Origin of the sequence: Bacteroides sp. HF-162, assembly GCF_015679285.1 — a bacterium.
GTDB classification, from domain to species: domain Bacteria; phylum Bacteroidota; class Bacteroidia; order Bacteroidales; family Bacteroidaceae; genus Bacteroides; species Bacteroides uniformis.
Genome location: NZ_CP064937.1, coordinates 112,621 through 135,468, shown reverse-complemented (window position 1 = coordinate 135,468; position 22,848 = coordinate 112,621). Strand labels below are relative to the sequence as shown.

The 22,848-nt window shown below is 46.7% G+C and carries 22 protein-coding genes; 13 read left to right on the top strand and 9 right to left on the bottom strand.

The window, feature by feature from the left end:
* Window positions 1–120 precede the first annotated feature (120 nt).
* Window positions 121–990: an NAD kinase gene (locus ITJ87_RS00570; protein ID WP_117965246.1), complete on the bottom strand. Its 870-nt coding sequence runs from the start codon at window positions 988–990 to the stop codon at window positions 121–123.
* A 104-nt stretch (window positions 991–1,094) separates the two neighbouring features.
* On the opposite strand from ITJ87_RS00570, the gene ITJ87_RS00565 reads away from it, so the two are divergent.
* The 13 genes from ITJ87_RS00565 (at window position 1,095) to folE (ending at window position 12,270) form a co-directional block, all read left to right on the top strand.
* Window positions 1,095–1,808, top strand: coding sequence for a pyridoxine 5'-phosphate synthase (locus tag ITJ87_RS00565; protein WP_005829949.1), 714 nt, complete (start codon window positions 1,095–1,097; stop codon window positions 1,806–1,808).
* The gene (locus ITJ87_RS00560) at window positions 1,808–2,524 is read left to right on the top strand and encodes a MotA/TolQ/ExbB proton channel family protein (RefSeq protein WP_005829951.1); all 717 of its coding nucleotides are present in this window, start codon (window positions 1,808–1,810) and stop codon (window positions 2,522–2,524) included. The genes ITJ87_RS00565 and ITJ87_RS00560 overlap by 1 nt, the downstream gene beginning before the upstream one ends.
* 34 nt (window positions 2,525–2,558) lie before the next feature.
* Window positions 2,559–2,969 (top strand): biopolymer transporter ExbD, encoded by a 411-nt coding sequence (locus tag ITJ87_RS00555; RefSeq protein ID WP_005833355.1) that lies wholly within the window; start codon window positions 2,559–2,561, stop codon window positions 2,967–2,969.
* A gap of 34 nt (window positions 2,970–3,003) precedes the next feature.
* The gene (locus tag ITJ87_RS00550; protein WP_117965198.1) at window positions 3,004–3,819 is read left to right on the top strand and encodes a TonB family protein; all 816 of its coding nucleotides are present in this window, start codon (window positions 3,004–3,006) and stop codon (window positions 3,817–3,819) included.
* 14 nt (window positions 3,820–3,833) lie between these two features.
* Complete coding sequence (locus ITJ87_RS00545; protein ID WP_117965199.1) at window positions 3,834–4,388, top strand: DJ-1 family glyoxalase III; 555 nt, start codon at window positions 3,834–3,836, stop codon at window positions 4,386–4,388.
* A 48-nt stretch (window positions 4,389–4,436) separates the two neighbouring features.
* Window positions 4,437–5,111 (top strand): 2-C-methyl-D-erythritol 4-phosphate cytidylyltransferase, encoded by a 675-nt coding sequence (locus ITJ87_RS00540; protein ID WP_117965201.1) that lies wholly within the window; start codon window positions 4,437–4,439, stop codon window positions 5,109–5,111.
* Window positions 5,099–7,195 carry an ATP-dependent DNA helicase RecG gene (gene recG / locus ITJ87_RS00535; RefSeq protein WP_117965203.1) on the top strand — a complete coding sequence of 699 codons (2,097 nt, stop codon included), beginning with the start codon at window positions 5,099–5,101 and terminating at the stop codon, window positions 7,193–7,195. The genes ITJ87_RS00540 and recG overlap by 13 nt, the downstream gene beginning before the upstream one ends.
* Window positions 7,196–7,463: 268 nt before the next feature.
* Entirely contained in the window at window positions 7,464–8,333 is an 870-nt protein-coding gene (locus ITJ87_RS00530; protein WP_117965248.1) for a M23 family metallopeptidase, read from the top strand.
* 135 nt (window positions 8,334–8,468) lie between these two features.
* Window positions 8,469–9,011 (top strand): DUF1599 domain-containing protein, encoded by a 543-nt coding sequence (locus ITJ87_RS00525; RefSeq protein WP_005833349.1) that lies wholly within the window; start codon window positions 8,469–8,471, stop codon window positions 9,009–9,011.
* The gene (locus tag ITJ87_RS00520) at window positions 9,001–10,293 is read left to right on the top strand and encodes a BT_3928 family protein (RefSeq protein ID WP_117965205.1); all 1,293 of its coding nucleotides are present in this window, start codon (window positions 9,001–9,003) and stop codon (window positions 10,291–10,293) included. Before ITJ87_RS00525 ends, ITJ87_RS00520 begins: the two co-directional genes overlap by 11 nt.
* A 64-nt stretch (window positions 10,294–10,357) precedes the next feature.
* Window positions 10,358–11,113, top strand: coding sequence for a triose-phosphate isomerase (gene tpiA / locus ITJ87_RS00515; RefSeq protein ID WP_005829974.1), 756 nt, complete (start codon window positions 10,358–10,360; stop codon window positions 11,111–11,113).
* Window positions 11,114–11,215: 102 nt separating this feature from the next.
* Complete coding sequence (locus tag ITJ87_RS00510; RefSeq protein ID WP_117600821.1) at window positions 11,216–11,674, top strand: SPOR domain-containing protein; 459 nt, start codon at window positions 11,216–11,218, stop codon at window positions 11,672–11,674.
* 8 nt (window positions 11,675–11,682) lie between these two features.
* Window positions 11,683–12,270 (top strand): GTP cyclohydrolase I FolE, encoded by a 588-nt coding sequence (folE, locus tag ITJ87_RS00505; RefSeq protein WP_005829983.1) that lies wholly within the window; start codon window positions 11,683–11,685, stop codon window positions 12,268–12,270.
* Between the two features lie 22 nt (window positions 12,271–12,292).
* Here folE and dnaG read toward each other — a convergent pair whose 3' ends face one another.
* The 8 genes from dnaG to ITJ87_RS00465 all read right to left on the bottom strand — a co-directional run bounded on the left by dnaG (window position 12,293) and on the right by ITJ87_RS00465 (window position 22,671).
* The gene (dnaG, locus tag ITJ87_RS00500) at window positions 12,293–14,395 is read right to left on the bottom strand and encodes a DNA primase (protein ID WP_117600822.1); all 2,103 of its coding nucleotides are present in this window, start codon (window positions 14,393–14,395) and stop codon (window positions 12,293–12,295) included.
* An 87-nt stretch (window positions 14,396–14,482) separates the two neighbouring features.
* On the bottom strand, window positions 14,483–15,256 hold the full coding sequence (locus ITJ87_RS00495) for a prephenate dehydrogenase/arogenate dehydrogenase family protein (RefSeq protein WP_117600823.1): 774 nt from the start codon (window positions 15,254–15,256) through the stop codon (window positions 14,483–14,485).
* Between the two features lie 101 nt (window positions 15,257–15,357).
* Window positions 15,358–16,425, bottom strand: a complete 1,068-nt coding sequence (locus ITJ87_RS00490; RefSeq protein WP_117965207.1) for a bifunctional 3-deoxy-7-phosphoheptulonate synthase/chorismate mutase type II — start codon at window positions 16,423–16,425, stop codon at window positions 15,358–15,360.
* A gap of 190 nt (window positions 16,426–16,615) precedes the next feature.
* A complete protein-coding gene (locus tag ITJ87_RS00485; protein ID WP_117965209.1) occupies window positions 16,616–17,800 on the bottom strand; it encodes a pyridoxal phosphate-dependent aminotransferase in 1,185 nt (394 codons plus the stop codon).
* Window positions 17,775–18,623 carry a prephenate dehydratase gene (locus ITJ87_RS00480; RefSeq protein WP_117600826.1) on the bottom strand — a complete coding sequence of 283 codons (849 nt, stop codon included), beginning with the start codon at window positions 18,621–18,623 and terminating at the stop codon, window positions 17,775–17,777. The genes ITJ87_RS00485 and ITJ87_RS00480 overlap by 26 nt, the downstream gene beginning before the upstream one ends.
* Window positions 18,624–18,916: 293 nt before the next feature.
* A complete protein-coding gene (locus ITJ87_RS00475) occupies window positions 18,917–19,666 on the bottom strand; it encodes an endonuclease/exonuclease/phosphatase family protein (RefSeq protein WP_117965211.1) in 750 nt (249 codons plus the stop codon).
* A 21-nt stretch (window positions 19,667–19,687) separates the two neighbouring features.
* Window positions 19,688–20,647 carry a tetratricopeptide repeat protein gene (locus tag ITJ87_RS00470; RefSeq protein WP_117965213.1) on the bottom strand — a complete coding sequence of 320 codons (960 nt, stop codon included), beginning with the start codon at window positions 20,645–20,647 and terminating at the stop codon, window positions 19,688–19,690.
* A 113-nt stretch (window positions 20,648–20,760) separates the two neighbouring features.
* Window positions 20,761–22,671: an ATP-dependent DNA helicase RecQ gene (locus tag ITJ87_RS00465; RefSeq protein WP_117965215.1), complete on the bottom strand. Its 1,911-nt coding sequence runs from the start codon at window positions 22,669–22,671 to the stop codon at window positions 20,761–20,763.
* Between the last annotated feature and the right edge of the window lie 177 nt (window positions 22,672–22,848).

Sequence of the window (22,848 nt, the reverse complement as noted above, 5' to 3'; positions counted from 1 at the left end):
TGATAATCAGGTTGTTATAGACTTTCATTTCGTCCTTAATAAAATGCGACAAATTGCCGGAATATCATTGCGCTCATTTCGCAGTGGATACGAATAAGAATTTTGGGAAGTGATATAGGCTTATCTGATATCTGCCCCCCACATCAGTTTATTACGAAGCGTATCAAAAAAGATGTGGTTGTACCGCTTGACTACCTTTATGCTATAGTCGGCGCGTGAGATATGCAATCGGGTCGTTTCTTTGCAGGACTCGCTACGGCCGTCGATGGCAACCAAGAAGTTATGGCTGCGGCTTTCCACATCAAGTGTAATTTCCCAGTCGTCACAAATGACGATGGGACGGACGTTAAGGCTGTGTGGAGCCACCGGGGTGATGGCGATGGTTTTACTGTGGGGCACGATGACCGGACCGCCGACGCTGAGTGAGTAGGCGGTGGAACCGGTAGGTGTGGAGATAACCAGGCCGTCAGCTTGATAAGTGGTCAACGGAGCGCCATTGATGGCGGCGTGGATACTGATCATGGACGAACTGTCCCGCTTCAATACGGCTATCTCATTGAGGGCGTAAGGGGATTGCATCAAGCGTTCATCGTCGCACCTCAGTTGCAGTACACTACGCTCTTCTACCTTATAGTGATTGTTGTAGATTTCATCGAAGGTCTCTTCCATCTCTTCCGGTGAGATGTCGGCAAGGAAACCCAGCCGGCCGGTATTGATGCCCAATATGGGGATATTCTTCTTTCCTACACGGCTGGCTGCTTTCAGGAAAGTGCCGTCGCCACCGATGCTGATAACCATGTCGGCACAGAAATCATTTCCGTCAAACAATTCGGCGTCAGGTATGTTTAAATGTAAATCGGCAGTCAGGAAGTGATGGAATTCCCGGCAGATGCAGAGCTGTGCATTATGCTGTCTGAGCAACCGGAAGAGGTTTTCTGCATGCGAGGATTTCTTTGCTTGGTAGGTATTTCCGAATATGGCAAATTTCATAATCAATTCTGTTGGATTGAAGTGCAAAGATGCTATTTTTTTCTCAGAATGCTGCCAATATATAACTATTATTTGTACTTTTGTCCCAAACTATAAACCGAATTATGACTAGATTAAGCGTTAATATAAATAAGGTGGCAACGCTGCGCAATGCCCGTGGAGGTGATGTCCCGAATGTTGTGAAGGTAGCGCTGGATTGTGAAGACTTTGGTGCTGATGGCATTACGGTGCATCCCCGTCCTGACGAGAGGCATATCCGCCGTAAGGATGTATATGATTTGCGGCCGTTGCTGCGGACAGAGTTCAATATCGAGGGGTATCCTGCACCCGAATTTATGGATTTGGTCTTGAAGGTGAAACCGCATCAGGTAACTTTGGTGCCCGACAGCCCTACACAGCTGACTTCAAACGCAGGCTGGGATACCAAGACCCATTTTGACTTCTTGAACGAAGTGTTGGATGAGTTCAACAATGCTGGTATCCGTACTTCCGTATTTGTTTCCACCGATGCCGAAATGATAGAATATGCTGCCAAAGCCGGTGCCGACCGCGTGGAGCTATATACGGAACCTTATGCTACGGCTTATCCCAAAGGACGGGAAGCGGCTGTAGCTCCTTTTGTCGAGGCTGCCAAGGTGGCCCGCAGCTTAGGTCTGGGGCTGAATGCCGGACATGATCTGAGCCTGGTGAATCTGAATTATTTTTATCAAAACATTCCGTGGCTGGACGAGGTGTCCATCGGGCATGCGCTGATTAGTGACGCGTTGTATCTGGGATTGGAGCGTACGGTCAAGGAATATAAAAACTGTCTTCGCTGATGAATGTAATGTTGTTATTGGCCCAAGTGGCTCCGGCACTGACTGACTCTATTGCAGGTGCCAATCCGGTACTGACACAAGTAAACGCTTCCGACGAAATGAATTTATGGAGCATGGCCGTCAAGGGCGGCTGGATTATGGTTGTCCTGGGCTTGATGTCCGTACTTTGCTTTTACATCTTGTTTGAACGTAATTATGTTATCCGGAAGGCGGGGAAAGAAGACCCTCAGTTCATGGATAAAATAAAGGATTATATTTTGGGTGGGGAATTGAAAGCTGCCATTGCTTATTGTCGCAGTGTGGATACTCCCTCGGCCCGTATGATTGAAAAGGGTATCAGCCGTTTGGGACGCCCGGTGAACGATGTGCAGGCTGCCATCGAGAATGTGGGTAATATTGAGGTTGCCAAACTGGAGAAGGGAATGACGATTATGGCCACGATTTCCGGTGGCGCTCCTATGCTAGGCTTCCTTGGCACGGTGACGGGTATGGTACGTGCGTTTTGGCAAATGGCAAATGCCGGAAATAATATTGATATAACGTTGCTTTCCGGTGGTATTTATGAGGCGATGATTACTACGGTGGGCGGTTTGATAGTCGGTATCATAGCTATGTTTGCCTACAATTACCTGGTGACATTGATAGATGGCGTGGTCAATAAGATGGAAGCCAAGACAATGGCATTCATGGATTTGTTGAACGAACCGGCGAAATGATTAATTAAAGAATTAAGAATTAAAACTTAAAGGCGTGTTAAAACGTAGAGCTAAAATATCACCCAATTTCAGTATGGCGTCCATGACGGACCTGATTTTCCTGCTGCTGATTTTCTTTATGATAACATCTACCATGGTATCGCCCAATGCTATCAAGGTACTGCTGCCGCAGGGAAAGCAACAGACTTCTGCGAAGCCTTTGACAAGAGTTATCATAGATAAGAATCTGAATTATTATGCTGCTTTTGGCAATGACAAGGAACTGTCTCTGACGCTTGAAGAATTGACTCCTTTCCTACAATCGTGTGCGGAGAGGGAGCCTGAAATGTATATAGCTTTGTATGCTGACGAAACAGTGCCTTACCGGGAAATCGTGAAGGTGCTGAACATTGCAAACGAGAATAAATTCAAGATGGTGCTGGCTACACGACCACCGGAAAACTAAATCGTACATTGTACATGGCTAAATTGTAAATGCAATGGTGAATCGGAAGAAAGGAAAATATATAGGTATGGCAGGTGCACTTGTGGTGCATGTTGCCATTATTGCCCTTCTGATACTGGTAGGATTCACACTGCCGGAACCCTCGGAAGAAGGCGGTGTACCCGTTATGCTGGGAGAGGTGCCCGATGCACTGGGCGCTGCCGACCCTTCTTTAGTAAAGGTGGATGTCATGCCGGAGGAAACCGCTCCTCAGGTACAGGAAACGGTGGAGCAGGACATCATTACGCAGGAAACTGAAGAAACCGTTGCCATAAAGCCTAAAGCCGAACCCAAGAAAAAGAAGGAGGTGAAGAAACCGGAAAAGACGGAAGCCGAAAAAGCGGAAGAGGCTCGCAAACTGGCAGCGGCAAAAGCCGAACGGGAACGTAAGGAAGCCGAGGAAGCTGCCCGTAAACGGGTAGCTGGCGCTTTTGGCAAAGGTGCCCAAATGGGTAGTAAAGGCGATACGGAAGGCGAAGGTATTCAAGGAAGTCCTACGGGAAATGCTCCGTCCGGAGCCACTTCGGGTACGGGAGGCTACGGCTCGTTTGATTTGGGCGGACGTTCTCTTGGTGAGGGCGGATTGCCGCGGCCGGTATATAATGTGCAGGATGAAGGTAGGGTTGTGGTGACCATCACAGTGAACCCTGCCGGACATGTGATAGCAACCAGCATCAACCGCCAGACCAATACCGTCAATCCCGCATTGCGGAAAGCGGCGGAGGATGCTGCCAAGAAAGCCCGTTTCAATGCGGTAAGCGGCTTGAACAATCAGACGGGAACAATAACGTATTATTTTAATCTAAAATAAGAGGAGGAACAATTATGGGTACAGTTTATGTCTTTTTTGCTGACGGATTTGAAGAAATAGAAGCTTTTACTTCTGTGGATGTGATGAGACGCGCCGGACTGAACGTAGAAATGGTGACGGTAACCCCTGATGAAATAGTGACGGGAGCACACGATGTTCCGGTCTTGTGCGATAAGAATGTAGTGAACTGCGACTTCTTTGATGCAGAGCTTGTATTATTGCCTGGCGGTATGCCGGGTGCGTCCACTTTGGAGAAGTGTGGAGAACTGCGTAATCTGTTACTGCGTTTTGCCCAAGAGCAGAAACCGATTGCTGCTATTTGTGCGGCTCCTATGGTATTGGGTAAGCTGGGATTGCTGAAAGGCAAGAAGGCTACTTGCTATCCCGGCTTTGAACAGTATTTGGAAGGTGCCGAATGTACGGGTGCTCCGGTAGAAAGAGACGGCAATATCATCACTGGTAAAGGACCGGGCGCTGCCATGGAGTTTGCATTGGCCGTAGTGGAGCTGTTGCAAGGCAAAGAGAAAGTGCAGGAACTGAAAGAAGCCATGTGTGTAACGGATTTATGATTTTAAATCATAAATCATAAATCATAAATCATAAATCATAAATCATAAATGGTTCAGTATGCTCTGATTGTTGCCGGTGGTAAGGGCTTGCGCATGGGGACCGAACTCCCCAAACAGTTTCTCCCGATAGGGGGGAAACCTGTTTTGATGCGCACTCTGGAGGCGTTTTATGACTACAATGCTGAGATACGGATAATATTGGTGCTTCCCCACAGCCAGCAGGATTACTGGAGGCTGCTGTGCAGGGAGTACCGTTTTTCATTGCCGCATGCCATTGCAGATGGAGGGGAGACGCGGTTCCACTCTGTAAAGAACGGTTTGGCTTTGGTCAAGACACCAGCTTTGGTCGGTGTGCACGATGGGGTGCGTCCGTTCGTGGCCCGGGAAGTGATTGCACGCTGTTATGACTTGGCGGCCGAAAAAAAGGCCGTAATTCCGGTAATCGGTGTGGTGGAGACCGTTCGCCGTATGGAAGGGAAAGGCAGTGTGACTGTCGGCAGGGATGATTATAGATTGGTGCAGACTCCCCAGGTTTTTGATGCGAAACTGCTGAAAGCGGCATACGAGCAGCCTTATGCACCCCATTTTACCGATGATGCTTCTGTGGTGGAGGCATTGGGCGTATCTGTCTTTTTGACGCCGGGAAATCGGGAAAACATTAAAATAACCACTCCTTTTGATTTAAAAATAGCCACAGCTCTGATAGGTTCATGTTCGATTTAGCCACGCGTGACATAAAATATTTGTCGGGCGTCGGGCCGCAGCGTGCTTCGGTGCTCAATAAGGAATTGGGCATTTATTCCTTGCACGATTTGCTATATTACTTTCCATATAAATATGTAGACCGCAGTCGGATTTATTATATTCAGGAGATCGATGGGACAATGCCCTATATTCAGCTGAAAGGTGAAATACTAAGTTTTGAGACGGCTGGAGAAGGGCGCCAGCGCAGGTTGATTGCTCATTTCTCGGACGGTACGGGGGTGGTGGACTTGGTTTGGTTCCAGGGCATCAAATATTTGGTTGGGAAGTATAAAGTGCATCAGGAATATATTGTGTTCGGAAAACCGACCTTCTTCAATGGTAGAATCAATATGGCTCATCCGGATATAGACTCTGCTTCGGATTTGAAATTGTCGTCCATGGGGTTACAACCTTATTATAATACGACTGAAAAGATGAAACGGAGTTCTCTCAATTCGCATGCCATCGAGAAGATGATGAATACGGTGGTGCAGCAGTTGCGTGAGCCGTTGCCCGAGACCCTTTCTCCCGCTATACTTGCCGAGCATCATCTGATGCCGTTGACGGAAGCTTTGGTCAATATACACTTTCCCGCTAATCCGGATTTATTGCGTAAGGCAGAGTATCGGCTGAAGTTTGAGGAGCTCTTTTACGTACAGTTGAATATCCTGAGGTATGCAAAAGACCGTCAGCGGAAATATCGCGGTTATATTTTTGAAAGGGTGGGCGAAGTGTTCAATACCTTCTACTCCCGTAATCTTCCTTTTGAGTTGACCAACGCACAGAAGCGGGTGTTGAAGGAAATCCGTAAGGATGTAGGCTCAGGAAAGCAGATGAACCGCTTGTTGCAAGGGGATGTGGGAAGTGGAAAGACGCTTGTCGCACTGATGAGTATGTTGATGGCGCTTGATAATGGTTTTCAGGCATGCATGATGGCACCTACCGAGATCTTGGCAAATCAGCACTATGAAACCATCCGTGAGCTGCTGTATGGAATGGAGGTACGTGTGGAGCTGTTGACCGGTTCTGTCAAGGGCAAGCGGCGCGAAGCTATCCTTGCCGGTTTGTTGACGGGAGACATACATGTCTTAATAGGTACCCATGCCGTTATTGAAGATACGGTGAATTTTGCTTCGCTCGGTTTGGTTGTGATTGACGAGCAGCATCGTTTCGGTGTGGCCCAACGGGCACGCTTGTGGACAAAGAATGTACAACCTCCCCATGTATTGGTGATGACGGCAACCCCGATTCCCCGTACATTGGCAATGACGCTTTATGGCGACCTGGATGTGTCTGTTATCGATGAATTGCCTCCCGGACGTAAACCGATTGTCACTCTTCATCAGTTTGATAGCCGTCGGATAAGTTTATATCAGTCCATGCATAAGCAGATTGCCGAAGGCCGGCAGGTCTATATTGTCTACCCGCTGATTAAGGAAAGCGAAAAGATTGACTTAAAGAACCTTGAAGAAGGGTATCTGCATGTTTGTGAAGAGTTTCCCGAGTGTAGGGTTTGCAAGGTACATGGAAAGATGAAACCTGCTGAAAAGGATGCTCAGATGCAATTGTTCGTATCCGGCGAGGCACAGATAATGGTGGCTACCACCGTGATTGAGGTAGGTGTAAATGTGCCCAATGCTTCGGTGATGGTGATTGAGAACGCCGAGCGTTTCGGGCTGTCCCAGCTTCATCAACTTCGGGGACGTGTAGGACGTGGAGCTGACCAGTCCTATTGTATCCTGGTTACCGGCTACAAGTTGGCAGAGGATACAAGGAAGCGTTTGGAGATAATGGTGCGGACTAATGATGGCTTTGAAATAGCGGAAGCAGACTTGAAACTGCGTGGTCCTGGAGATTTGGAAGGGACACAGCAGAGCGGCATTGCTTTCGATCTGAAGATTGCCGATATAGCCCGTGACGGACAACTGCTGCAATATGTCCGTGAAGTAGCGCAAACGGTGGTGGATACAGATCCACATGGCATGTTGCCTGAGAACGAGGTCTTGTGGCGACAACTGAAAGCGTTGAGAAAAACGAACGTTAATTGGGCTGCCATTAGCTAAAAAACGGTTAAACATGCACTTTTATTACATTTTATGTTGTAAAACATGTTTGCTTGTAAGTCTCCTATCTATAGGGGATTAAGACATCTTTGCGAGCTTTACATTTTCCTCCTCTTCGAAAAAATAGTTAATGACTGATGTCGTTTTTCAGAGAGAAATGTTACCTTTGAGAGAATTTTTGAAAATCAATCTGGATATTCGCGTAGAACAAGTGGTGTTTGATTTGCCGAGATGCTTGCAACGGATATCAAAATGAATGACGAAACGGATGAATTTTAATTGGATAAAAACTGCTTTATTGGCTGCGACGGCAATGGTTAGCTTGAATTCTTTCTCGCAGGACTTGATTGCCCGCCAAGCCCCCGTCGACAGAAAACTTAAGAGTGTAGATTCACTGGCTTTGCAAAAACAGATACGTGCGGAACAATCATTGTATCCGGGTTTAGATTTGTATCCCAACTGGAACAACGAATTCGTACAAGCCTATGGCAATGCGATTGTGCCTGAGAGCTATACATTTGATTTGACCGGTTTCTGTATGCCTACTCCCAATACCCGTATCACAGATGTATTCGGTTACCGTCCCCGGAGAAGAAGAGCTCATTATGGTTTGGATATCAAGGTGTATGTAGGCGATACAATCCGTGCGGCTTTTGATGGAAAAGTACGCGTTGTCAAGAATCAAGGTCGTCGTGGATACGGCAAATACGTCGTTATTCGTCACGACAATGGTTTGGAAACCGTTTACGGACACTTGTCTAAACAATTAGTTGATACAAACCAGTTGGTAAAAGCTGGCGAACCGATTGCATTGGGAGGAAATACCGGACGTTCTACCGGTTCACACCTTCACTTTGAAACCCGTTTCTTGGGTATTCCCATCAATCCTGCGCTTATGTTTGATTTTGAAAAGCAGGATATCGTAGCTGATTCCTATACTTTCCATAAGACAAAAGGCTCTTCCGGTACGGCGCGTAGCATGGCATCGGGTGAAGGTCTGTTCTATAAGGTGAAGAAGGGAGATACATTGGGCAGGATTGCCGCCCGTCAGGGAACCTCTGTAGACAAGCTCTGCAAGCTGAACAGAATTACGCGTAAAACAATCCTGAGACCGGGACAAGTATTACGCTGCTCATAAAAACGTAAACAATCTCTATAGAAGAGGGTACTTTAATAGATTTTAGAGTGCCCTCTTTTTCTTTTTCTTTAATTATTCCTATCTTTGCAGCGCACTGTGAAAATAGGCTGTATTCCAGCATAAACAAGCAAGGAAATGAAAGATACCAAGCAACAGTTTGAACATGTCATTGCGGTTTGCCGTGACTTGTTCTCCAAAAAACTTCATGATTACGGTCCGGCGTGGCGCATTCTTCGTCCGTCTTCTGTGACAGACCAGATATTCATCAAAGCTAACCGCATCAGAAGCATTGAAACGAAAGGAGTGACTTTGGTAGATGAAGGCATCCGTTCTGAATTCATAGCTATTGTCAACTACGGAATTGTAGGGCTGATACAGTTGGAGCTTGGATATGCCGAGGCTGCCGATATGACCAATGAAGAGGCATTGGTGCTGTATGATAAATATGCCAAAACCTCTTTGGAGTTGATGCTTGCCAAAAATCATGACTATGATGAGGCTTGGCGCAGTATGCGTATCAGTTCGTATACGGATTTGATATTGATGAAGATTTATCGGACAAAGCAGATTGAAAGCTTGTCCGGAGCGACTTTGGTTTCGGAAGGTATTGATGCCAATTATATGGATATGATTAACTATTCTGTATTTGGTTTAATTAAGATTGAATTTGGAGATTGACAAGAAACATATTATCAGGAAAGTTTGGGTGAACCTCTGCCGTTTTCTGTTGGGGGCTTTGTTCATATTTTCCGGATTTGTGAAAGCCGTTGATCCGTTGGGCTTCTTCTATAAAATTCAAGATTACTTGACGGCTTTCGGCATGATTTCCTGGTTTCCTTCTTATGCACCTTTGCTGGTAGGGATAGTGTTGTCTGCCATAGAGTTTAGTGTAGGTGTTTTCTTGTTTTTGGGTATACGCCGGAAGGTGGCATCTGCATTGGCGTTATTGCTGATGGCTGTAATGACTCCGCTAACACTTTATTTGGCTTTGGCGAATCCGGTATCTGACTGCGGATGTTTCGGTGATGCGTGGATATTGACCAATTGGCAGACTTTCGGCAAGAACGTAGTCTTGTTGGTGGCGGCAGTATCTGTATTCAAGTGGCAGGATTTACTGGTACGTTTCATTACTCCGAAGATGGAGTGGATGATTTCCATGTATACGTTTCTATTTGTGTTTGCGTTGTCCTTCTATTGCCTGGAGAATTTGCCGATACTTGATTTCCGACCTTACAGAATTGGAGCGAATATCAAGGAGGGCATGGAAATTCCGGAAGGTGCTAAACCAAGCGTGTTTGAAAGCCGGTTCATTTTGGAAAAAGGAGGAAAGCGTCAGGAATTTACATTGGACAACTATCCGGACAGTACATGGACGTTTGTAGAATCACATACGATACTGAAGGAAAAAGGTTATGAACCTCCCATTCATGATTTTTCCATGATGAGTCTGGATACATGGGAAGATATAACGGACAGCGTACTGTCGGATAAAGGATATACGTTTCTGCTGGTTGCCCATCGGATAGAAGGAGCGGACGACAGTAACATCGACCTTATCAATGAAATATACGATTACAGTGTGGAGCATGGTTATGGCTTTTATGCCTTGACTTCATCTCCGGAAGACGAGATAGAATTGTGGCGTGACAAGACTGGAGCAGAATACCCTTTCTGCCAGACAGATGATATTACGCTGAAGACCATTATCCGTTCAAATCCTGGTCTGTTGTTGGTAAAGGACGGAACAATTTTGAATAAGTGGAGTGACAACCGGCTGCCTGATGAATATGTGCTGACCGATAGCCTGGACAAGTTGGAATTGGGCAAGCAGAAACAGGAAAGTGACTTACAAACAATAGGCTATGTGTTGCTGTGGTTCATCCTTCCTCTGATGATGGTGCTTTGTGTCGATATTTTAGTCGTAAGGCGTCGGGAGAAACAACGCCTCAGACAACAATAGTATCAAATAGTAAATAGTAAATTGTCAAATAGTAAATACATTAACCCTTTTAATAATAAAAAAAATGAGAAAAAACATTGTTGCAGGAAACTGGAAAATGAACAAAACCCTCCAAGAGGGTATTGCTCTTGCAAAAGAACTGAATGAAACATTGGCTAACGAAAAGCCTAACTGTGATGTAATCATCTGTACTCCGTTTATCCACCTGGCATCTGTTACTCCTTTGGTAGACGCTGCCAAGATTGGTGTAGGTGCAGAAAACTGTGCAGACAAGGAGTCAGGCGCATATACCGGCGAAGTATCAGCTGCTATGGTTGCTTCTACTGGTGCAAAATATGTCATTCTGGGTCACTCTGAACGTCGTGCTTACTATGGTGAAACAGTTGCTATTCTGGAAGAAAAAGTAAAATTGGCTTTGGCTAACGGTCTGACTCCGATTTTCTGTATCGGTGAGGTATTGGAAGAACGTGAAGCAAACAAGCAGAATGAAGTGGTAGCTGCTCAGCTGGCTTCTGTATTCTCTTTGTCTGCCGAAGATTTCTCTAAGATTATCTTGGCTTACGAGCCGGTTTGGGCTATCGGTACCGGTAAGACTGCTACTGCAGAACAAGCACAGGAAATCCACGCTTTCATCCGTTCATTGATTGCTGAAAAGTATGGTAAGGAAATCGCTGACAACTGCTCTATCCTTTATGGTGGTAGCTGCAAGCCCTCCAATGCAAAGGAATTGTTTGCCAACCCGGATGTTGACGGCGGTCTGATTGGCGGTGCTGCCTTGAAGGTTTCTGACTTCAAGGGTATCATCGATGCCTTTAATTAATGGATAATGGAGGATTGATAATTGATAATGGGGATGTGCCCGTTGTCAGTTATCAATTCCCTTTGTTTTTCATTATCAATTATCTACTATCAATTATCAATTATGAAAAAGCTTGGTTTACTTTTAGTTGCATGTTTCGTTTTTGCAACGATTTCTGTAGCGCAGAACAATATTGTGAAAAGCCTGGAACGTAATGTACCAGGACAAGGCAGGGTGACTATCCATCAAGATGCGCGCATTGCGGCATTGATAGGTTCAGAATATGTACCTGCCGGTTCGGATGAGCAGAAAGTAATTAAAAGTTCGGGTTACCGCATACAGGTTTATGCAGGGAATAATACCCGTCAGGCCAAGAACGAAGCTTATGCGGTAGCTACCCGCATCAAGGAACATTTCCCCGAACTTACAGTTTATACCTCTTTCAATCCTCCTCGCTGGTTGTGCCGTGCAGGAGATTTCCGCAGTATCGAAGAAGCGGATGCCATGATGCGTCAGTTGCGGGCTACCGGTGTATTCAAGGAAGTCTCTATTGTGAAAGAGCAGATAAATATCCCTTTATAAAGAATATCATGTTAGGAAAAGAAGAAATTGTATCTCCTTCATTGGATGAACTGAAGGAACATTATCACCGCATCCTTACTCTGCTGGGTGAAGATGCCGGACGTGAAGGTTTGCAGAAGACACCTGAACGGGTTGCGAAGGCCATGTTGTCGTTGACGAAAGGGTATCATATGGACCCGCACGAGGTACTCCGTTCAGCCAAGTTTCAAGAAGAATACAGTCAGATGGTGATTGTGAAAGACATTGATTTTTTCTCACTTTGCGAACATCACATGCTTCCCTTCTACGGAAAGGCACATGTGGCATATATTCCTAACGGCTATATTACCGGACTGAGCAAGATAGCCCGCGTAGTGGATATTTTCTCTCACCGCCTGCAAGTGCAGGAACGTATGACTCTCCAAATAAAAGAATGTATTCAGGAGACGCTGAATCCGCTGGGGGTTATGGTTGTTGTGGAGGCTAAACACATGTGCATGCAGATGCGCGGAGTAGAGAAACAGAACTCCATTACCACTACATCCGATTTTACCGGAGCATTCAACCAAGCGAAGACCCGCGAGGAATTTATGAATTTAATCAGGCATAATTCTTGATAGAAAACTCTCCGAATTGAATTTAAAAATTCAGGATGACTCTGTCTCCCAGTCGCTTTGCCATGATGCTTTTTACTTTGTTCAATTCGTTGTAGCGCTCCATGATACTGTTGCATTGAGTTTCATCGTTGGCTATGGTAGGGTTTTGCAATGCAAATAGAGTATGCTTCAATTCTTCGCAGACGATGGCATATTTGAAGTTAATCATTAACCGTGGTATTAGCTCATAAAGGCGTTCTTCGTCCGTCACCATTTGTTCTATCTGTGATTTCCTTAACTGATAGCGGTTGCTGATAAGCTCCACGCTCAGCTTGCTGATGACGGGGTCGGGATGCGCCACAAAATACCGTTCGGCAGTAAAGCCCTCATTGTGGATACGTTCGGCAGCCTCTGTCAGGATTTGCCGGTGAAGCGGATTATGGAAGGCAAGCTCGTCTTCTTTTAAATCATTGACTATATATTCAGTTACAGTGATAGGAGTTTCCTGCCCCTCTTCATTGGTGACATTGCACATCACCCGCTCGCCATAGAGCACTACCATCTTCAGAATAAGCCGTTCGTATTTATAGAACTCCTGGCCTTCCTTGCCTTCCTGCGGGATGAAGGATACATATTCTTCCTGGGGTAGAAAAGGTGGAGGTGTTTCGGAAGGGAGACTGGCAGGCAGTGATTCGGGCGGGTAGCCGATAACTTGCTGTGCGTCGGGGGGGGCAACTGTGGCTGTTTGACTGCCATTGATGCCTGCTTCTGCATTGGCTCTTGAGGCATTGGCCGACCGACGCTCACGTTCTGCTCGCTCAGCTTGTTGCTCGGCTTGCTTTTCGCGACGTTTGGCAACCTCAGAAACCAGCAGTTTGTCTTCTACGTGCAGTAATTGGGCGCACTCCTTGATATAGACATCGCGCACAATGGCTTCGGGAATGATGGAAATGCTCTGCACAAGGTTTCCTATAAGCTCGGCGCGCTTGATGGGGTCTTTTCCTGCATCTTCAAGCAACAGATTGGTTTTAAAGCGGATAAAGTCCGTTTCATTCTCTTGTATGAAATTCTGGAATTCCGTCGCATTGTGTTTGCGAGCAAAGGAGTCCGGGTCGTCCCCGTCGGGCAGGAGGCAAACTTTGACGTTCATGCCTTCTTCTAGCAACATGTCAATACCTCGGATAGAGGCCTTTATACCGGCAGCATCACCGTCGTAAAGTACTGTCATATTGTTGGTGAAGCGATGAATCATCCGGATTTGTCCGGGTGTCAATGCTGTACCCGAAGAAGCAACCACATTCTCTATGCCCGATTGGTGCATGGAAATGACGTCTGTATAACCTTCGACCAGAAAGCAACGATCTTGTTTCATAATGGCTTGTTTGGCAAAGTATATGCCGTACAGCTCGTTGCTTTTATGATAAATTTCCGATTCAGGCGAGTTGACGTACTTTACCTTGACGCCTTTGGTGGCACCGGCAAGCACACGTCCTCCGAAAGCTACCACCTTGCCGGAGAGAGTGTGTACCGGAAAGATAACCCGCCCCCAGAAGCGGTCACGCAGTCGGTGGTCGTCTGTTTCGTAGCAGAGGCCGGTCTTGACGAGATAGTCTTTTTTGTATCCTTTCTTTAGGGCTTCTTGAGCGAGTGCATCGTGGCTCTCGGTACAGTAACCTAACTGGAACTTCTCGATGATGTCATCGCGGAAGCCGCGGCTGCGGAAATAGGCCATACCGATACTCCGTCCGTCTATGTGGTTCTTTAGGATGTTCTGGAAGTAGTCGCGGGCAAAGTTGTTTACGATGAAGAGGCTTTCCCGTTCGCTCTGTGCTATCTTCTCCTCACTGGATAGTTCGCGTTCTTTGATTTCAATGCCGTATTTCTTAGCAAGATATTTCAGTGCCTCAGGATAAGACATCTGTTCGTGTTCCATGATGAAATGCACTACATTTCCTCCTTTTCCGCAGGCAAAGCACTTGCAGAGCCCTTTGGCGGGGGATACATAGAAGGAAGGGGTTTTGTCATCGTGGAAGGGACACAGTCCTACATAATTCACACCGCGTTTGCGCAGGGTAACGAAGTCCGATACTACATCGTATATTTGTGCGGCATCAAGAATTCTGTCTATAGTGGGTTGGTCTATCATGAAAGCGGTTCTATTAACAGTGCAAAGATAAAAAAAATCCCTCGTTGAGGACGAGGGAACCTGATGTTTTCACAATGGACATTTTATCTATTTAATCTTTTCTCTGATTTTGGTCAGATACTTCTTCATGCCTTCCGCATCCTTGTTGTTGATGATTTCCAGCAGATTCTTCAGTTCCAGACGGATGTTCTCCACTTGTGAGGGAGTGCGCGGGTTGAAGAGAATTTCTTGGAGCAGGTAATCGTCTTCACTCAGCAATCCTTTGGCGATAGCCATGTGCTTTTTGAATGTAGTGCCCGGAGCTTCCTGGTGTTTCATGACTGCCGAAAATACGAAGGTAGAAACAAAAGGGATGGACAGCGAATAGGCTACAGTCTCATCATGTTCGTCGAATGTATATTCAAAGATATTTAGCTTCATTGTCTGGTAAAGGTCTTTAAAGAAAATTTTTCCCAAGTGGTCACCTTCGCTGATGATGATGGCATTCTCTGTATTCAGATTACTAAGACTGGCAAAAGTCGGGCCGAACATGGGGTGTGTCGATACATATCGGAAACCGCTTTCTTCGTAAAATTTCTTCAATCCGGTCTTTACCGAAGCAATGTCACTGATGATGCAGTCCTTAGGCAGTACTGGCAACACTTGGCGGAAGGCGTCCAGTGTGTATTTCACCGTAGCTGCATTGATGACTAGTTCTGGTTCGAATTCCTTGATTTCTTCCAATGTAGTGAAACGGTAGGTGTTGTAGACAAAACGCAGTTGGTGCGGGTTAACGTCGAACACAGCCGTCTCGTGCTGGAAACTCAATATATCTGTAAAGAAAGAGCCCATTTTTCCGGCTCCAAGTATTAATATTCTCATGATGTTTAATGTGCTAATGTGTTAATGTGCTGATGTGCTAATTGCCATGCGGCATTACTGCGCAGCCAATTAGCACATTGGCACATTAGTACATTAAATAATTACTTATTTATAATTTCCATTTGTTGCCTCACACTCTCTTCGTGTATCGCCTCAAATACCTTTTTGATGAACTCGGCATCCATACCGCACAATGCACCTTGCGAGCCGCGTTTCTCAAGGATTTCGTTGTAGCGTCCGGTTTGTAGGATGGTCATATCATGTTCCTTTTTGTAAGTGCCGATTTCTCGTGCCACACGCATTCGCTTGGCCAGCTCTTGAATGAGATTGTTATCACATTCGTCAATCTGCTTACGTAATTCACTGAGGTTTTCAGTGCTTTGCGTTTCCTTGCGGATGACGAGCAGGTTGAGGATGTAATCTAGCACATCCGGAGTTACTTGTTGTGCTGCATCGCTCCAGGCACAATCCGGGTTGCAGTGACTCTCGATAATCAGTCCGTTGAAGCCCAAATCCATAGCTTGCTGGCAGAGTGGAGCTACCAGTTCGCGCTTTCCACCTATATGGCTGGGGTCGCAGATGATGGGCAGGTTCGGGATGCGTCGGCGCAACTCAATGGGGATATGCCATTGGGGCAAGTTACGGTAGAGCTTCTTGTCATAGCTGCTGAATCCGCGGTGGATGGCACCTAGGCGTTTCAGGCCTGCATTGTTGATGCGTTCCAAAGCTCCAATCCAGAGCTCCAAGTCGGGATTTACCGGATTCTTTACCAGTACCGGGATATCGACGCCTTTCAGTGCATCAGCAATTTCTTGTACGGCGAAAGGGTTGGCGGTGGTACGTGCACCTACCCAAAGAAGGTCAACTCCAGCCTTTAGGCATTCGTATACATGTTTGGCGGTGGCTACTTCGGTGGAAACGTACATGCCGGTTTCCTTCTTTACCTCTTTCAGCCAGGTAAGGCCGTCTACACCGATGCCTTCGAAACCGCCCGGTTTGGTACGCGGTTTCCAGATGCCGGCACGGAATAGTTTGATGCCTTTGTCTGCCAGTTGTTTGGCAGTGCTCATTACTTGTTCTTCTGTCTCTGCGCTACAAGGGCCGGCAATGATGAGGGGGCGTTTGTCCTCAATGCCGGGAAGGGTGATGGGTTCTAATTCGAGTTCCATATTCTTTGTTTATTAGTTTTTTAAAGTTTGTTGTATGAATGTCTCTTTTTCACTGTCCGTTTTCCTATATGGGAATCGTCGTTTCCCTATATGGGAACTATCGTTACCCTATATGGAAAATGCATTTACCTGCCTTTGAAAATACAGGTAAACATAAGGGTATGATTCTTAATATACTATATCCTATGTGCTAATTCATTATCTCCTTGATGCGGCTCAATGCTTCTGCCAGCTTTTGGTCCTTGCAGCAGAGGGAGATGCGGATGTATCTCTTGCCGTTGCTGCCGAAGATAAATCCCGGGGTGATGAATACACGCGCCTTGTGCAGCACGCGTTCCGTCAGCTCCTCCACATCTGCACAGGTGTCGGGTATTTTGCCCCAGAGGAACATGCCTACCTGGTTTTCATCGTACGTGCATCCCAGGGTGTGCATGATTTCGCCTGCCAGCCTGCGGCGGTTGCGGTAGTTGGCGTTGTTGCCGTCATACCAGTCGTGTTCGGCTTCCAGTGCAGTGGCGGCGGCGAGTTGCATGGCGCGGAACATGCCGCTGTCGATGTTGCTCTTCACTTTTAGTATCCATTGCACGAAGTCGGCATTAGAGGCAAGCATGCCGATACGCCAGCCCGGCATGTTGTGGCTCTTGCTCATGGAGTTGAACTCTATGCAACACTCCTTGGCGCCGGGGATGCTGAGGATACTGATGGGGTGTTCGTTCAGGATGAAGCTGTAGGGGTTGTCGTTCACGATGACGATGTCCTTGCGGCGGGCAAAGTCTACCAACTTCCGGTATAGTTCGGGGGTGGCATTGGCTCCGGTGGGCATGTTGGGATAGTTGGTCCACATCAGCTTCACGCGGCTCATGTCCATTTGTTCCAGCTCGTCGAAGTCGGGCATCCAGCCGTTTTCTTCTTTTAGGTTGTAGTTCACCACTTCGGCACCGAGAATCTTGCTCAATGAGGTGTAGGTGGGATACCCCGGATTGGGCACCAGCACTTGTTCGCCGGGGTTGACAAAAGCAAGCGTCACGTGCAGGATGCCTTCTTTGGAACCGATAAGCGGTTGTATCTCTGTGTTGGGATTCAATGCTACGCCGTACCACTTCTCGTACCACCGGGCAAAGGCTTGGCGCAGTTCGGGGATGCCCACGTAGGGCATGTAGCCGTGTCCATCCGGGTTGCAGGCGGCTTCGCAGAGCGTTTGGATGGTCTTTTCAGAGGGTGGCATGTCAGGGCTTCCGATGCCCAGACTGATGACATCCTTGCCTTCGGCGTTCATTTGCGCCACTTCTTTCAGTTTCTTCGAGAAGTAGTATTCGCTTACGCTTGCCAGACGTTCGGCTGGCTTTATCTTAGATGTTTGATTTTCCATCTTCATATTCTCCTAATATTTTTAGTTCTTTGGTCAGCGGTGTGATTGCTGCGATAGATTGTTTGTATCTCAGTACATTGTCGAACACGACATCTACGTAAAACTGATACTCCCATTCCCGTCCGATGATGGGGAGGGACTGTATTTTGGTCAGATTGATTCTGTAGAAGGACAAGATGGACAATACTTGAGAAAGGCTTCCTTCGGTGTGGGGCAGTGTGAACACCATGCTGGCCTTGTTGACATCCTTGCTGCGGTGCCGGTTCAGTTCATCCACCTGCCAAGGGTCGGCTACCACAAGGAAGCGGGTGAAGTTGTGCTTGTTTGTTTCGATGCCTTCCTGCAGAATCTTCATGCCATAACGCTCTGCGGCTGCTTTGGAGCAGATGGCAGCATGGCCTTTCAGGTTTTCTTTTTGGATGATTTCGGCACTGCGGGCGGTATCTTCGCCTTCCACCACTTTTATACTGGGGTGCTGTCCGAGGAATTCACGGCATTGCATCAGGGCGATAGGGTGGGAGTTGACTTCGGTAATATTAGCCCAGTCTTCATCGGGCAGGCAGACAAAACTATGGGAAATGCGCAGCTTGTATTCGCCAACAATCTGTGCACCACTTTGGCGTAATAGCTCATTGTTATGTAGCAAACTACCTGCAATGGTGTTTTCTATTGCCAGCATTCCTATGGTCTGACTGTCTTTTTTGATGGCACTGAACACGTCTTCAAAGTTGGCGCAACAGATTAACTCTATTTCTTCTCCTTCGAAGTACTTGTGTGCGGCGATGTCGTGATACGAGCCTAATGTTCCTTGAATGGCTACCTTTCTCATTATTCTTTATTTTCTTGGTTATGCTATAAAAAAAATCCCGCTTCCATACGATGGAGCGGGATTCTGTATATTTACTTGTTTCTCTATTCAGTCCTTAAGCATCACTGTCACTTGATACATACAAACTCCCGCTCTACTTTTTGGCTAAAGTAAAAGTAAAAAAAGAAGTAATATGCATAAGTAAATGACTTCATACTTGTATTCTCTGTTTTTGAATTACGCGACAAAAGTAATGCTTTTCTTTTATATACAAACAAAAAACAATGTTTTTTTAGGGATAGTAGCAATTTAACTTATTTCCCTTTAATTTGTACAATGACTTGAACCGGACGATGGTCGGATGAAATGGTGTCTTCTATGACTTTCCGGTATTGTACGTCAAACCGATACCCATTCTTGGAATAGCCGTAGATGTAGTCTATACATCGGTTGGGACGGTCTGCCGGGAAAGTATAAGAGGTTGTGTCATTGAGGGTGGCAAAATGTTTTGCCAATTCCAGCTGGGGAGCGCTTGCTGGTGCAGAGTTCATGTCGCCTGCCATAAAGATGGGCTTATCGACGTTTTGCAAGGCTTTTTCTATCAATGGTACGGCAAGGAGCTGGTCTTCTGGAGTGAGGGACTGGTGTGTGGCACAAAATACATAATCTTTAAATTCTGCAATAATGAGGGTGCGTTTTTCTTCCCGTCCGGGCATTGGAATGATTTTGTATTTTATGGGTATCTCTCTGGAGAGGATTCCGATGCCGTAGCTTCCACCCTGAAAAGGAATGGCTGCTGCATAAGTCCCGTGCATTCCGGTCAGTTTTTCTAGTTCTCCGAGAGCATGGATTCCTTTGTTGCGCACCGTAACACTGTCAAGTTCCTGCAGGGCGACTATGTCCGGAGAAGTTTGACTGATAACATTGGCAATGCGTCGGTAATTGTACTCCTTGTCCATACCGATGCAATTATGTACGTTATAGGACAATATGTTCACTTGCTGTGCATGGGCAGGTGCGAACATCAGTACAAAAAGTACTGATAGAAATAAATTTCGTTTCATTGGCGGCAATAATTGAATTTGTTATAATCCTAGGATATTACCGGTACTTCCCCCCGGTTGGTTACCATATTGTCCGTTAAAGTTCTGTATCTCTTTAGGATTGAGTTCCAGTCCTTTCTTCATGTCTTCTGCAGAACCTTCCTTGTCGCCGTTCAGCAACTTGGCACGTCCGCGCTCATGATAGGCCTCTGCGAAATTAGGGTTCAGTTCTGTGGCTTCCGTAAAGAGCTCGATGGCTTCTGCCAGCTTGTTTTGGGTGATGTAAAGCTGTCCTAAGTAGAGGAAGGCTTGTTCGTTGAAGGGATTCAACTCCGTCACTTTCTGATAGCTGCTTTCTGCTTTTTCTTTGTTTCCCGTAGCTTCTTCTATCTTTCCGCGGAGCAAGATGGCACTTTCGTCTTCCGGGTCTTGTGCCAGAATGGTGTCTATGTCTTCCATCGCTTCCTTGTATTGCTGTATTTGGACCAGTGCTTCGGCACGGAGCAGACGTGCTTCGATGAAATCATCTTTCAGTACGATGGCTTTCGTAAGATGAGCGATGCACATGATGCCGTCCCCTTGCCCATTGTCTGCTTTGCCTAGCAGGTAGTGTGCCATGGCGTTGCCTTCTTCTATTTCGATAGCTTTCTTTGCCGCTCCTGCCATGGCGGGATAGTCTTCCAGCATGTAGCATACGTTGGCTAGACTGAGGTAGGTGGAGGTATGTTCCGGCTCTATTTCGGTCATACGTTCCAGCAGTTTGTGTGCCTCGTCCAGTTCGTTGGTCTGGGTGTAGACTTGGGCAAGGTAGCCCATGGTCTCAAAGTCTTCTTGAATGGCAAGGGCTTCAGTGAAGCATTTGATGGCGTAGTCTGTACGGCCCATGCGTTGTGCACGCATACCGTCATACTTGAATATCTCAAAATTCTTCTGCTCGTTTTTTTGTTTCTCATTTGCCGGACTGTCTGACTTGCCGGAGAAAAAAGATTTAAAGAATCCCATAGGTGATTAAAAATTAAAGAATTAAAAATTAAAAAGGAAAAGGAGGGGCATGGCTGATAAGAGATGTTCCTCTCAGCGGCAGGACATTCTTTTCCAACGGCAAAAGTAATGAATTATTTTTTGATTTGAAGCATTCCGTTGACAGCAATTACCTTACCTTCGTCCAACAATTCATGTAACACATCGATGAGCATGTTTTTATCGTCCGGTATCTGTTCTGCCAAAGTGGCTGGAGTTTGTGGTTTATCAGATAGGGCTTGAAGAATCTTTTCAGAAAGTTCCTTTTCCGAAAGGTGGCCGGAAGGTTTCTTGTTCTTCAAATTGATGCAAGTGTCGCACTGCCCGCAGTTATGCTCGTTCTTCTCTCCGAAGTAGTGTAGCAGCATTCGACTACGGCACACGGTATCGCTGCTCACGTAATCCAGCATGGCACTTATGCGTTTCTCATACCGCTCTTTGCGTTCCTCGTACACGGCGGGAGAGATTTGCAGGTGGCGCATTTCAACCCTCTCTCGCGTGTATATTATATATGGTGTCTTTTTGCGGGGGATGTAACTGACGATACGTAGCTTGGCTAGGTGGATGAGCTGTTCATACACTTGCCGGCGTGTGAGTCCAGTGCGTATGGCCAGTGAATCTTCATTGATGAAAGCATGGTCTGTGAAGACCCCGGTATAGGAGCGGAGAATGGTTTGGATGAGTTTGTCCATATCTTCGCCGAGCTCTCTCAGTTTATAAAGTTCGTCTCGACGGATAGTGAACAGTAGCCGGGATGCATTGTCTTGTTCGTCTGTATATTCCAGGTATCCCGCTTGTGTCAGAATCTTCAAGGCACTGTCCACGGGAACGGGGAAGTACTTGAACTTTCGGCAAAAGTCTTCTATATTGAACTCGCGTACACAGCCTTGTCCGTCTCCCATTGCCATCTGGTAATAGTATTGAAGATGCTCATATACTTCCTTTATATACTCTTTTTCAGGAAAGGTGTCGGGAATGCGTTTGTGCAGTGTTGCCTTATCCGACTTGGCGTAAAGGATGACCGCGTAGGCTTTTTGTCCGTCCCTTCCGGCACGTCCTGCTTCCTGGAAGTAGGCTTCTATGGAATCGGGCAGGTCCATGTGGATGACAATCCGTACATCCGGTTTGTCGATACCCATACCGAATGCATTGGTGGCGACCATGACGCGGCTTTCTCCCGTCTGCCAGCGTTGTTGGCGGATGTCTTTGGTGGCATCGTCCAGTCCGGCATGGTAGAAATCTGCGGTGATGCCTTCGTTGTGCAGCAGTTCGGTAATTTCCTTGGTGCGGCGGCGGTTGCGCACATAGATGATGGCGCTTCCGGGCATACGGCGCAGGATGTGCAACAGCTCTCCCGTCTTGTTTTCCGTCTTGCGGACGATATAGGCAAGGTTTTTGCGTTCGAAACTCATGCGGAACACATTTTCCTCACGGAAATGCAGACGGGCCTGGATATCTTTCACTACTTCCGGAGTGGCGGTGGCTGTCAATGCCAGGATGGGTACGCCGGGCAGAAGTTCGCGTATTTCGGCTATCTTCAGATAGGCGGGACGGAAATCGTAGCCCCATTGCGATATGCAGTGGCTTTCGTCTACCGTAATCATACTGATTTTCATCTTCTGCAGTTTGGTGCGGAAGATTTCAGTATCGAGCCTTTCGGGGGAGATATAGAGGAACTTGAAATTGCCGAATATACAGTTCTCCAGTGTGACGATGATTTCCTGCCTGCTCATGCCTGAGTAGATGGCAAGCGCCTTGATTCCCCGCTTTTTCAGGTTTTGTACCTGGTCTTTCATGAGGGCAATCAACGGAGTGATGACCAGGCAAAGTCCTTCTTTAGCAAGTGCCGGAACTTGGAAAGTGATGGATTTTCCTCCTCCCGTGGGCATTAGTCCCAAAGTGTCCCGTCCCTCGGTAATGCTGTTGATGATATCTTCCTGGATTCCCCGGAAGGTATCGTATCCCCAGTATTGCTTCAGAAGCCTCACCTCCAATCCCTCCCCCATAGGGAGGGGAGTTTTGAAGTTACTACTGCTGCTCATGGTCTTATTGAACTTTCTTGCTACTTCTTATCGTTGAATTGATATTCTTTCCTTCTCTATGCTAATAGTAGTGATTACTAATCTTATAGCATCAACCAATTTTCATCATTTCCTTAATATAAGGAGACTATTCTTATTCCC